Genomic DNA, 12,890 nt, shown 5'->3' with positions numbered 1-12,890 from the left:
CACGGAAATGGCGGAGGGCGGGTGATGGCGGAAGGGAAGCGCGTCGCGCTGGTCACGGGCGGTTCCAGGGGCATCGGCGAGGGCATTGCGCGGCGCCTCGCTGCCGATGGCTGGCACGTCGTCACCGCCGACACGGAGGCCGGGGGGCCGGACACGGCCGCCCGCCACGTTCAGGCCGACATCTCCGACGAGGCGGCGGTGAACGCGCTGGTGCAAGGGATCGCGGAGGCGGAGGGGCGGCTGGACGGCCTCGTCTGCAACGCCGGCATCATGATCCGCAAGCCGATCCGCGAACTGACGCTGGAGGAGTGGTCCCGTGTCCTCGCCACCAACCTCACCAGCACCTTCCTGCTGGCCCGCGCGGCGGAATCCCTGCTGCGGCAGGCGAAGGGGGCGATCGTGACCGTCGCCTCCACCCGCGCCCACCAGTCGGAACCGGATACGGAGAGCTATTCCGCCACCAAGGGTGGCCTCCTCGCCCTCACCCACGCCCTGGCGGTGAGCCTAGGCCCGGACGTGCGCGCGAACGTCGTCTCCCCCGGCTGGATCAACGTGCGGGACGAGAAGCTGAGCGAGCGCGACCACGCCCAGCACCCCGCCGGCCGGGTTGGCACCCCGGCCGATATTGCGTCGCTCGTCGCCTGGTTGCTGAGCCCGGAGAGCGGTTTCGTCACCGGCGCCGAGTTCGTCAGCGACGGCGGGATGACACGGAAGATGATCTACGAGGACTGATCCGCCAGCCAGGCCGGCGCCCGGCGGGCCTTGAAGGCGGCGATCCCCTCATCCGCCTCGCCGCTCGCGGCGCAGCGGGCGAAGGACTGCGCGCCGGCCTCGGCGTAGCCCTCCGGCACGGCGCTGCCGAGTGCGGCCAGCATGCCCTTCGTCTCGGCCAGCGCCCCGGGCGCGCCCTGCAGGACGTCGGCCACCGTCGCCTCCACCAGCGCGTCCAGCGCCGCCGCATCGGCGGCCACCTGGTGCACCAGCCCGATCCGCCCCGCCTCCGCCGCGTCCAGGACGTGGCCCTGCAGCACCATCCGGGCGGCCTGGCTGCGCCCGGTGCGCCGGACGATCCAGGGCAGGATTTGGGCCGCCACCAGCCCGCGCCGCGCTTCCGGCGCCGCGAAGCGCGCATCCCCGCTGGCAAACGCGATGTCGGCCGCGCAGACGAAGCCCAGGCCACCGGCAAAGGCCGATCCCTGCACGGAAGCGATCACCACCTGGGGCAGCGCCGCGATGGCCGCGAAGCGCGCGCCGATGGACCGGTTCCGCTCCAGCTGCGCGGCCATGCGCTGCTCCGGCGTGCCGGTCTCGCCGCCCACCTCGCCCAGGTCCAGCCCGGCGCAGAAATGCCCGCCCGCGCCGGAGAGCACGAGCACCCGCGCCGCCCGGTCCCCCTTCAGCTCCGACAGCAGCGCATCCAGCGCGGCGGAGAGCGCCCCGTTCAGCGCGTTGCGCCGCGCCGGCCGGTTCAGCACCGCCCGCACCACGCCGCCCTGCCGCGTCACCAGAAGCGGGGTCTCGTCGCTCATCGGCGCCTCTCCTTGCCCGGAACCCGTCTTGCCGCGCAGCCCTCGCCCCCGCAAGCTGCGGCCGCCCTCTCCTGCCCCGCCAGGGAATGGTTCGATATCAAACGATCGTCCAGGTCAGAAGCAACAGGTCCGGAATGTCCCAGCGGAACAACCCACCGAACCCCGCGCGCACCCAGGTCGGCATCGTCGGCTGCGGCCCCGCCGGCCTCTTCCTGGCCCATCTCCTCCACCGCGCGGGCATCGAGAGCGTCATTGTCGAGAACCGGGCGCGGGAGGCGGTGGAGGGCACGATCCGCGCCGGCCTGCTGGAGCACTGGGTGACGGAGCTGATGCGCGAGATGGGCCTGGGCGAGCGCATGGCGCGGGAGGGCCACGCGCATGACGGCATCACCCTGCAGTACGGCGCCACCCGCTTCCACCTGCCGCTGGACGAGCTGACGGGCGGCAAGCGCGTCACCCTCTATCCCCAGCACGAGGTGCTGATCGACCTCATCGCCGCGCGCCTGGCCGATGGCGGCACGATCCATTTCGGCGTCTCCGACACCGCCTTCCACGACGTGAGGACCGACCGCCCCCGCATCACGTTCCGCCACCCGGACGGCACGCCGGGCGAGCTGGCCTGCGACTACGTCGTCGGCGCCGACGGCTTCCACGGCCCCGGGCGCCGCGCCATCCCCGCCGCCGGGCGCCGGGAGTACGACCGCACCTACCCCTTCGGCTGGCTCGGAATCCTCGCCCACGCCCCCCTCTCCTGGCACGAGCTGATCTACGCCCGGCACGAGGAGGGCTTCGCGCTCCTCACCACCCGCACGCCGGAGATCCAGCGCCTCTACATCCAGTGCGACCCGCGCGACGACATCGCCAACTGGCCGGATGACCGCATCTGGGCCGCCCTCCACCGCCGGCTGGAGACGGCCGGGGACTGGAAATTGGCGAATGGCACCATCTTCCAGAAGGGCATCATCCCGCTCCGCAGCTTCGTCTGCGAGACGATGCGCCACGGCCGCCTCTTCCTCGCCGGGGATGCCGCCCACATCGTGCCGCCCACCGGCGCCAAGGGGCTGAATCTGGCGGTGGCCGACGTCCTCGTCCTCTCCCGCGCACTGGAGGTTGCCATCCGCCGCGGCGACGAATCCGGGCTGGACGCCTACCCCGCCACCGCGCTCCGCCGCATCTGGAAGGCCGAGCGGTTCAGCTGGATGATGACCACCATGCTGCACGTGGACGCGGCGGAGAGCCCCTTCGAGCACCGCATCCGCATGGCCGACCTGGACTTCCTCGCCGGCTCCCGGAACGCCCAGGCCGCGCTGGCGGAGAACTACGTGGGCCTGCCCCTGTAGGGCCGGCCCCGGGAGGCCGGATCAGATCACCACCCCGCCGCTGACGTGCAGCGCCTGGCCGGTCATGTAGGCGCCCCCCGGCCCGGCCAGGAAGGCGATCGCCGCGGCCACGTCGGCCGGCTGGCCCAGCCGCCGCAGCGGGATCCGGGCCAGGATCGCCTCCCAGGCCGGGGCCTCCAGCGCCACGTGCGCGCCCGGGTCCTTCTGGGTGAAGCCCGGCACCACCGCGTTCACCGTGACATGAGGTGCCCACTCGATCGCGAGGGAGCGGACCAGCACCTCAACCCCCGCCTTCGCCGCCGCGCTGGCGGGGAAGGTCGCGGCATCGGTGCGGAACAGGTGCGCCACGAAGGAGGAGACGGCGACCAGCCGCGCCGCGCCCCCTGCCTCCCCGGCGCGCAGCAGGTGCGGCCCCGCCGCCCGCGCCAGCCGCAGGAAGCCCCACAGGATCGTGTCGGCGCTGCGGGCGAAGCCCTCATCCGTCATCGCCCCCACCTGCGTCCGGTCGGCGAAGCCGGCATTGGCCACCAGCACCTCCAGCCCGCCGAGGCCAGCCACCGCCTCCTGCACCAGCCGCGCGGGTGTCTCCGGCTCGGTCAGGTCGCCCACCAGCACCAGGGCCTCTGCCCCGGCAGCGCGCAGATCGGCCGCCACGGCCTCCGCGCCGTTCCGGTTTCCCCGGCAGTGCACGGCGATGGCGGTGCCGGGCCCCGCCAGGGCCCGCGCGGTCGCCGCCCCGATCCCACTGGACGCCCCGGTGATGAGGATCCGCCGCATCGTCATTCCCATCCCCTTCCTGGGCCCGCTTTTCGGTGCCCAGTGGTAGGGCCCAGTTGCAGGATGATCCGGGAAGCCCGCCGCGGCCAGGGCTGCCCCGCCACCGGGGCCGCAAGCATTCCGTTCAGCCGGCAAAATGATCACTGAGAAGTGACTTAGGCCACAGAAAGGATCACGGACCGCGGCCTGAATTCTGCCTTCGTCCAGCGTAAGACCCCGGCATGGCCTTTCCCGCGCACTGCTTCGGCATGCGCTTAACGAGAATGGCTGTGGATTTTCGCGCAAAAGTTGCAGTAAGAACATCAACGCACTCTCACAGGACATGCGGTGCCCTACGGCGAGGAAATCTCAGGACCCGAGGTCCGGCCGGCGGGCCAACCGCCCCAGGGAATCTCCCATGGGGTGCCGCACACCGTGCTCGACATCTCCCGCCTGCTCGCCTGCAGCGGAAAGGTCGCGCCCTCCGGGATCGACCGGGTGGAGATGGCCTATGCCCGCCGCTGGGCGGCCATGCCGGAGGGCAGTTGCACCTTCGTCGCCCAGGCCCTGGCAGGGGACTACGTGGCCCTGCCCTGGCGCGCCGTGGTGGGCTATGTCGGCATGCTCGCCCGGGCCTGGGGGAACAGCGATCCGGGCGGGCGTGACGCTGCCCGCGCCCGCCGCCTCGCCGCCAGCCTCCGCTGGCGGGTCATGGGCGGGCTCGGCCAGCGCCAGCTGAACCGGCGCCTGAAGGAGCCGGACCCGAAGGTCTTTCTCCTCGTCTCCCACCGCGCCCTGGAGCGGGACCGCCCGATCCGGCAGATGCGCCAGGCCGGCTGCGCCTTCGTGCCCCTGATCCATGACCTGATCCCGGCCACCCACCCGGAATACGCCCGGCCCGGCCAGGCAGAACGCCACCTGCGGCGGATCGCCACCACCGCGGCGCTCGCGGACGCGATCATCGTCAACTCGGCCGACACCGAGGCGGCGCTGCGCCCGCACCTCGGCGTGCGGGACATCCCGCCGCCCGTCATGGTCGCCCCGCTGGGGATCGAGCCGCCGGCAGCGCCCGTCCCCGCCCTGCCGGCGGAGCCCTACTTCGTCGTGCTAGGCACCATCGAGCCGCGGAAGAACCACCTCCTCCTGCTCCACCTCTGGCGCGACCTGGCCCGGCGCATGGGCCAGCGCACGCCCCACCTCCTCGTCGTCGGCCGCCGCGGCTGGGAGAACGAGAACGTGGTGGACATCCTGGAGCGCTGCGACGCGCTCCGCGGCACGGTGCGGGAGGTCGGGCAGGTGCCGGACCGCGAGGTGTGGGAGATCTTGCGCGGCGCCCGCGCCCTCCTCTTCCCCTCCTTTGCGGAGGGCTACGGCCTGCCGCTCGCCGAGGCGCTGGCCCTCGGCGTGCCCGCCATCTGCTCCGACCTGCCGGCCCTGCGGGAGGTCGGCGGCGCGGTGCCGGACTACCTGGACCCGCTGGACGGCATCGCCTGGCGCGCCGCCATCCTCGACTACATGAGGACCGACAGCCCGGCCCGGGAGGCGCAGCTCGCCCGCCTCGCCGGCTGGCAGGCGCCGCGCTGGGACGAGCACTTCGCCCGGGTGGACGAGGTGCTGGTCCGGTTGGCCCGCCGCTCCGAGCGCACGCGGTTCCTGCGCGCCACCCTGCCATCCTGGCTGCGCCCCCGTGCCCTGCGCGGCCGCATCGGGGAGGGCGGGGCCGCCCTGAACCGCACCAGCACCACGGGCCGCTCGTGACTGCCCGCCCGCCACGCGCCCGGACCGGGACCGGGCCTGGGACCGGCGTGCGCGCGCGGCCGGCCCGCGCGGAGCCGATCGCGGTGGTTGGCGCGGCCTGCCGCTTCCCCGGCGGGCCGGACCTGGATTCGTTCTGGACCCTGCTCGCGGAAGGGCGGGACGCCGTCTCCACCCTGCCGGGGGACCGCTTCAGCCAGGACTGGTTCCACCACCCCAACCGCAGCGAGCCCGGCCGCTCCTACACCTTCGCCGCCGGCCATCTCGGCGACATCGCGGGCTTCGACGCCGCCCATTTCGGCCTTTCCCCGCGCGAGGTGTCGGAGGCGGACCCGCAGCAGCGCGTCCTGCTGGAAGTCGTCTCCGAGGCGCTGGAGGATGCGGGCTGGCCCGCCGCCTCCGTCGCGGGGCGGGAGATCGGCGTCTTCGTCGGCGGCTCCTCCACGGATTACGCAGAGCTCCGCCTCTCGGACCCGGCGAGCCTCGACCGCTACTTCATGACCGGCAACACCCTCTCCATCCTGGGGAACCGGATCACCAACGTCTTCGACCTGCGCGGCGGGGCGCAGACGGTCGACACCGCCTGCTCCTCCTCCCTCGTCGCCCTCTCCCACGCCGTGGACGCGATCCGCGCCGGACGGGTGGAGGCGGCGCTGGTGGGCGGCGTGCAGCTCCTCCTCTCGCCCTATCCCTTCACCGGCTTCTCCCGCGCCTCCATGCTCTCCCCCACGGGGCGCTGCCACGTCTTCTCGGCGGACGCCGACGGCTACGTGCGCGGCGAGGGCGCGGGCGCCGTCGTGCTCAAGCCCCTCGCCGCCGCGCTGGCGGACGGCGATTCCATTCGCGGCGTGATCCTGGCCGCCGGGGTGAACTCGGTCGGCCGCTCCATCGGCCTCTCCCTGCCCGACCCCCAGGCCCAGGCCGCCCTGATCCGCCGGGTCCTGGACGAGGCCGGGCTGGCGCCCTCCCGCGTGGCCTATTTCGAGGCGCACGGCACCGGCACCCAGGCCGGCGACCCGGTGGAGGCCACCGCGATCGGCAGCGTGCTCTCGGCGGGGCCGGAGAGCGGCCGCGCGGCGCCGCTGCCCGTCGGCTCGGTGAAGTCCAACATCGGCCATCTGGAAACCGCCTCCGGCATGGCCGGCCTCATCAAGGCCCTGCTGATGCTGGAGCGGCGGGAGATCCCGCCCAACCTGCATCTCGGCGCCCCGAACCCGCGGATCGACTTCGAGGCGCTGAACATTCGCGTGCCCCTGGCGCGGGAGGCGCTGCCCGGCCGCGCGCCCGTGATCGGGGTGAACTCCTTCGGCTTCGGCGGCACCAACGCCTCCCTCTTCCTCGCCGCGCCGCCGGCCGTGGCCGCAAGGCCCGCCGTGCCTCGGGATGCGCCCGAGACCTCTCCGGAGGCGGCGCTGCCGCCTCTCGTCATCTCCGCCCGCTCCTCCGAGGCGCTGCCCCTGGCGGCGCGCTCCTGGTCCGCCGCCCTGCGCGCCCGGCCGGAGGACGCGCCCGCGATGCTGCGCGGCCTGGCCCGCCACCGCGACCTGCACCCGCACCGCCTCGTCATGCGCGGGGATGCCGCCTCCCTGGCGGCCCAGCTGGACTCCTACGCGGAGGGCGAGCCCGCCGGGGTCCAGGGCGTCGGCCCCACCGTCGCGGGATCGGCCGGCGGCCCGGCCTTCGCCTTCTCCGGCAACGGATCGCAGTTCCCAGGCATGGCGCGGGAGGCGATGGCGAGGTCCCGCCCCTTCCGCGAGGCGGTGGAGGCCGCGGATGCCGAGCTGGCGCCGCGCCTCGGCTGGTCCGTGGCCGGCGCCCTCGCCGACGGCATCACCGCCGAGGCCCTGGCCGCGACGGAGGTCGCCCAGCCCGCCCTCTTCGCCGTGCAGCACGGCCTCGTCACCGCACTCGCCGGGGAGGGGATCACCCCCGCCCTCGTGCTCGGCCACTCGGTCGGCGAGGTGGCCGCGGCGCTGGCCGCCGGCATCCTCGACCTGCCCGGGGCCGCCCGCCTCATCGTCGCCCGCTCGGCCGCCCAGGCGCGCACGCGGGGCAAGGGACGGATGGCCGCCCTCAACACCTGCGAGGAGGAGGCGCTGCCCCTGCTGGCCGAGTGCGGCCCGGGGCTGGAGATCGCCGCCCGCAACGCGCCGCGCGCCCTCACGATCGCCGGCCCGGCGGAGGCGGTGGCCCGCCTCGTTGCCGCCGCGAAGCGGGACCGGCACACGGTCATCCCGCTGGACCTCGATTACGCCTTCCACTCCGCCGCCATGGACGAGGTGGAGGGGGTGCTGCGCGAGTCCCTCGCCGGGCTGCGCCCCGCCGCCCCGCGCCTGCCCTTCCTCTCCACCGTCACCGGCGGGCTCCTGGAGGAGCCGGCGGAGGCCGCCTATTGGTGGCGCAACCTGCGCGCCCCCGTGCGCTTCGCCGACGCCGCGGCCGAGGCCGGGCGGCGCGGCGCGCGGCCGGTGATCGAGATCGGCCCCCACCCCATCCTGCAGTCCTACCTGCGGGAGGCCCTGCGCGCCGCGAAGGCCGAGGCGCCGGTCCTTGCCACCCTCTCCAAGCGCGACGCGCCGGGCGACCCGATCCCCGGCATCGCCGACCGCGCGATCGCCGTGGGCGCCGATCCGCGCGGGGCGCCCGCCTTCGCCGGCCCCGCCCTGCGGCGCGGCCTGCCCCGCACCCCTTACCTCCGCCGGCGGCACTGGTACCCGGATACGCCCGAGGCCTACCGCCTGCACGACCCCGTGCTGGACCACCCGCTGCTGGGCTTCCGGCGCGAGAGCGACCCGGCCGAGGGCTTCGCCCACTGGACGCGGAACGTGGATTCCGCCCTGCTGCCCTGGCTGGCCGACCACCGCCTGGGCGAGGAGGCGGTGATGCCCGCCGCCGGCATGGCGGAGATGGCGCTGGCCGCCGCCGCGCTGCGCTTCCCGGAGGCGGAGGCGCTGGAGCTCTCCGCCTTCCAGATCCTACGCCCCCTGCCCGTCCCGGCCGGGGACAGGGAGGGCGGCAGCCAGGAGGTCCGCTTCCGCCTGGCCGATGACGGCACCTTCCGCCTGGAATCCCGCCGCCGCATGAGCGGCGAGGCCTGGTCCCTGCACGCGCGCGGCCTGCTGCGCCCGGCGACCGCCGAGGCCCTGCCGGAGCTTCCCCCGGCGCCCGAGGGCGGCCGGGGCGTGTCCGAGCCCGCCCTGCACGCCGTGGCCGCCCGCTGCGGCCTGGATTACGGCCCGGCCTTCCGCCCGGTCCAGCACGTCGCGATCGACCCGGCCGGTCGGTCGGCGGAGGTGGCGCTGGACCTGCCGGCGACGGCACCGGGCGACGAGGGCTTCCTCCTCCACCCCGTGCGGCTGGACGGCGCCATGCAGGGCCTGATCGGCCTGCTGACCGACCGTGGCGGCGCGGAGCGCCCCGCCATGGAGCGCCCCGCCATGGAGCGCCTGGGCGAGATCCCGGGCGACGCGCTGGTGCCCGTGCGGTTCGAACGGCTGGTGCTGCGGCGCGGCGCGGCACCCGCCACCCGCGCTGCCCTAGCGCTGACCCATGCCGGCAGCCGCGCGGCGGAGGCCCGGCTCGTCCTTGGCGACGCCGCGGGCCGCGCCGTGGCGCTGGCCGAGGGCGTCTGGTTCCAGCGCGCCCGGCTCGGGCGCACGGAGGCGGCGGAGGCCTCCGCCTTCCGGCTGGAGGACCAGCCCGCCCTGGACCCTTTCCTGCCCGCCCCGGATTCCGGGCGCGCGCTGGACCTCGCCCTGGCCGCCGCCGGGGCGCGGGACGAATCGCTGGACCTTTCCGAGTACGCGCTGCTGCTGGAGGGCTACGTCGCCGCCGCGATGGCCCGCGGCTTCGCGGCCGGCGGGGACGGCCCCATCCAGCCCGCCACCCCCTACGCCGTCTCCATGCTGCGCGCGCTGGAGGAGGACGGCCTTGCCGCCCCCGAGGGCGCGGGCTGGCGCCTGCTGCCCGCCGAGGACCTGCCCTCGCCGGAGGACATCTGGCGCTCCGTCCTCATCGAGCGGCCCGCCCTGGCGCAGGACCTCGCCCTGATCGCCCAGGCGACGGAGCGGCTGCCGGAGGCCCTGGCGGGCCACCTGCCGCCCGATTCCGCCCGCCTCCGGATTCCCGAGGAATCGGGCGCCTTCGACCGTCTGGGTCAGGTGCTGGCCGATGCCGCCGCGGCGGTGGCGGCCGCCTGGCCGGCCGACCGGCCGCTCCGCGTGCTCGACCTCGGCCCCGCCGCCCTCACCCGGCACCTCTCGGCCGGCCTCGCCCGCTCCGGCCGCCGGGTCCTCCACGTCCTGGCCGGCGAGACGCGCCCCGCGCCCCCCGCCCAGCCCATGGCGGAGGTGGTGACGGTGGATTGGAACCCCACCGGCAGCGCCCCGCCGCCCGTGGTCGCGGACCTCGTCGTCGGGCTGCACCCCGGCGCGCGCGGGGGGGTCGCCACCGGCATCCTGCCCGGCCTTGCCGCCGCCCTGGCGGAGGGCGGGACCCTGCTGGCGGTGGAGCCGGTGCCGGGCCGCCTGGTGGATTTCGTGCGCGGGCAGGACCCGCAGAGCTGGTCCCTGCCCACTCCTCCCGGCGCCGCGGCCTGGCGCGACGCCCTGGAGGCGGAGGGCTGGACGGCGCCGCGGGCCGAGCCGCTCCGCTGCACGCCCTGGGCCGCTCTTCTCGTCGCCGCCCAGCGCCCGGCCCCGTCCCCCGCGGTTCCCGCCGCTGCGCCGGGGCGGCGCTTCGTCCTCCTCGCCGATGCGGGCGCGGCTCCTCTGGGCGAGGCGCTGGCCGTCGCCCTCTCGAAGTCCGGCGTCCTGGTGGAGTCCCACCGGCTGGAGGACGCCTCCGCCCTGCCGCCCCGCGCGCTGCGGGGCGCGACGGTGGTGGCGGTTGCCAACCCGGCCGGCCCGGCGGAGGTGGCGCCGCTCGCCACCAGCCTCGCCGGCATCACCAAGATTGCCGCCGCCGCGTCGGGGACCTGCGCGGGCTTCACCCTTGTCGCCCAGGGCGGCGCGATGACGGCGGCGGCCGAGGCCGTGCGCGCCCTCGGCCGGGTGCTGGCGAACGAGATGCCGGAGCTGTCGCCGCGGCGGGTCCTGGTGGACGGCGCCCTCGCCCCCGCTGCGGCCGCCCGCCGGCTGGTGCCGGAGCTGCTGCAGCCCGGGGCGGAGCCGGAGGTTCTGCTGGGCCTTTCCAGCCGCCGCGTGCCCCGCGTCGCGCAGGAGACCCTGTTCCACGGGGCGGCGCACGGACAGCAGCGGGGCCAGCAGCCCGGCCCGGCCGCGCGGCTGGCGGTACGCCAGCCCAGCGCCCTCGCCTCCCTCGCCTGGGAGCCGATGGAGCCGCTGCCCACTCCGGGGCCCGGCGAGGTGCGGCTGCGCGTGGAGGCCGCGGGGCTGAACTTCCGCGACCTGATGTGGGCGCAAGGGCTGCTGCCTGAGGAGACGCTGAAGGACGGCTTCGCGGGCGCGGGCCTGGGCATGGAGTGCGCCGGCGTGGTGGTGGAGGCCGGGCCCGGCGCGCCCTTCCACACCGGCACGCGCGTCTTCGGCTTCGCCCCGCGCGCGCTTGCGGGCCAAGTGCTCACCCGGGCAGATGCCCTGGCGCCGATCCCGGAGGGGCTGACCTCCACCGCAGCCGCCACCATCCCCGTCGCCTTCCTCACGGCCGTCTACGCGCTGGAGACCTGCGCGGGAATCGCGCCCGGGGAGCGCGTGCTGATCCATGGCGGCGCCGGCGCGGTGGGGCTGGCCGCCCTGCAGGTGGCCCAGGCCGCGGGCGCGCAGGTGGCGATGACGGCGGGCACGGAGGCCAAGCGCGCCTTCCTGCGCGCCGCCGGCGCCGACCTCGTGCTGGACAGCCGCGCGGCCGGCTTCGACGACGCGCTCCGCCGGCACTGGGCGGACGGGGTGGACGTGGTGCTGAACTCGCTCGCCGGGGAGGCAATGGAGCGCTCCATCGCCCTGGTGAAGCCCTTCGGCCGCTTCATCGAGCTCGGAAAGCGCGACTACGCGGAGGACCGGCGCATCGCCGTGCGCCCCTTCCGCCGCAACGTCACCTATTTCGGCGTGGACGTGGACCAGCTGCCGAAGGCCCGCCCGGCCGAGGCGGCGCGGCTGCTGGAATCCATCCGCGGCCGCCTCGCCTCCGGCGACTTCCGCCCCCTGCCCTATGCCCGCCGCACGGCGGAGGAGGCGGAGGGCGCCTTCCGGCTGCTGCAGGCCAGCGGCCACATCGGCAAGATCGTCGTCCTGCCCCCGCGCGAGGAGGCGGCGCGCCCCGCCGCCTGGGCGCCCCGCCGCGGCGGGACGGTCCTCGTCACCGGCGGCACCTCCGGCTTCGGGCTGGAATGCGCCAAGTGGCTCGCCGCCCACGGCGCGGAACGCCTCGCCCTCGTCTCCCGCCGCGGCCCGTCCACGCCGGGCGCGGCGGAGGCCGTGACGGCGCTGGCGGCCCTCGGGGCGCGCGCCAGCCTGCACGCGGCGGACGTCTCGCACCGCATGTCCCTCCACGCACTGCTGGCGGAACTGCGGGCGGAGGGGCCGATCACCGGCGTGGTCCACGCCGCCACCGTGCTCGACGACGGCGCGGCGGGCAGCATGGACGCCGCCCGCTTCGCCGCCCTTCTCGGCCCGAAGCTCGTCGCGGCGGAGAACCTGGACCGGCTGACGGCCGAGGACCCGCTGGACCTGTTCCTCCTCTTCTCCTCGGCCACCACGGCCTTCGGGAACCCAGGCCAGGCGAACTACGTGGCCGCCAATGCCGGGCTGGAGGCCCTGGCCCGCCGCCGCCGCGCGCGCGGCCGCCCGGCGCTCGCCGTTGGGTGGGGCCCCATCGCCGATGCCGGCATCCTGGCGCGCGACGCGGAGACGGCCCGCACCCTCGCCCGCCGCCTGGGCGTGGAGCCCATGGCGGCGCGGGACGCGCTGGAGGCGCTGCCCGGCCTCATCGCCGCCGGCCACCCCGTGATTTCCCTCGCCCGCGTGGCCTGGAAGCGCGCGGGCGCGGCCCTGCCCGTGCTGCGGGAACCGGCCTTCGCCGCGCTGCGCGGCCGGGCGGAGGAGACGGACGCCGACATCGCGGACATGCGCGCTCACCTGACCGCCCTGCCCCCCGCCGAGGCCCATGCCCTGCTGGCGCGGATCGGAGCGGAGGAGCTGGGCCGAATCCTGCGCCTGCCGCCGGAGAGCATCGGGGCCGACGTGCCGGTGGCGCGGCTGGGGCTGGACAGCCTCGGCGGGCTGGAGCTGCGCGGGGCGCTGGAGGCGCGGCTCGGCATGGCCGTGCCCCTCGCCGCCGTAACGGAGGACCTGACCGTGGCGGGCCTTGCCGCGCGCATGGTGGAAGGGCTCTCCGGCGGCGCGCGGGAGGCGCAGCTGAACTCGCTGCTCGGGCAGTTCGAGCCTGGCTCGTCCACGCCCGGCCCGGACACGCTGACGCCGGAGCCGACGCCGGCCGACGCGGCGACCCTACCGGAAGGGACCCTACCGGAAGGAACTGGCGCCGCCTAAAT

General features: G+C 75.9%; 6 protein-coding genes. 4 read left to right on the top strand and 2 right to left on the bottom strand.

Going from position 1 to position 12,890, the window contains the following annotated elements:
- The first annotated feature begins 24 nt into the window (after positions 1-24).
- On the top strand, positions 25-732 hold the full coding sequence (locus VQH23_RS13180; RefSeq protein ID WP_338661192.1) for an SDR family oxidoreductase: 708 nt from the start codon (positions 25-27) through the stop codon (positions 730-732).
- On the opposite strand, the gene VQH23_RS13175 is transcribed toward VQH23_RS13180, so the two are convergent.
- On the bottom strand, positions 720-1,529 hold the full coding sequence (locus tag VQH23_RS13175; protein ID WP_338661191.1) for an enoyl-CoA hydratase-related protein: 810 nt from the start codon (positions 1,527-1,529) through the stop codon (positions 720-722). The genes VQH23_RS13180 and VQH23_RS13175 overlap by 13 nt on opposite strands.
- 134 nt (positions 1,530-1,663) lie before the next feature.
- On the opposite strand from VQH23_RS13175, the gene VQH23_RS13170 reads away from it, so the two are divergent.
- Positions 1,664-2,869, top strand: a complete 1,206-nt coding sequence (locus VQH23_RS13170; protein WP_338661190.1) for a 4-hydroxybenzoate 3-monooxygenase — start codon at positions 1,664-1,666, stop codon at positions 2,867-2,869.
- A 21-nt stretch (positions 2,870-2,890) separates the two neighbouring features.
- Here the strand turns inward: VQH23_RS13170 and VQH23_RS13165 are convergent, their stop codons facing one another.
- Positions 2,891-3,652, bottom strand: coding sequence for an SDR family NAD(P)-dependent oxidoreductase (locus tag VQH23_RS13165; protein ID WP_338661189.1), 762 nt, complete (start codon positions 3,650-3,652; stop codon positions 2,891-2,893).
- Positions 3,653-4,048: 396 nt separating this feature from the next.
- Here VQH23_RS13165 and VQH23_RS13160 point away from each other — a divergent pair, with 396 nt between their 5' ends.
- Both VQH23_RS13160 and VQH23_RS13155 read left to right on the top strand, forming a co-directional pair.
- A complete protein-coding gene (locus VQH23_RS13160; protein WP_338661188.1) occupies positions 4,049-5,383 on the top strand; it encodes a glycosyltransferase family 1 protein in 1,335 nt (444 codons plus the stop codon).
- Positions 5,384-5,430: 47 nt separating this feature from the next.
- Positions 5,431-12,888, top strand: coding sequence for a type I polyketide synthase (locus VQH23_RS13155; RefSeq protein ID WP_338661187.1), 7,458 nt, complete (start codon positions 5,431-5,433; stop codon positions 12,886-12,888).
- Positions 12,889-12,890: the final 2 nt, after the last annotated feature.

Source organism: Pararoseomonas sp. SCSIO 73927 (genome assembly GCF_037040815.1).
In the GTDB taxonomy this organism is placed as follows: Bacteria; Pseudomonadota; Alphaproteobacteria; order Acetobacterales; family Acetobacteraceae; genus Roseomonas.
Note: the sequence above shows the minus strand (reverse complement) of the source record. Positions and strands in the feature narration are given on the sequence as shown.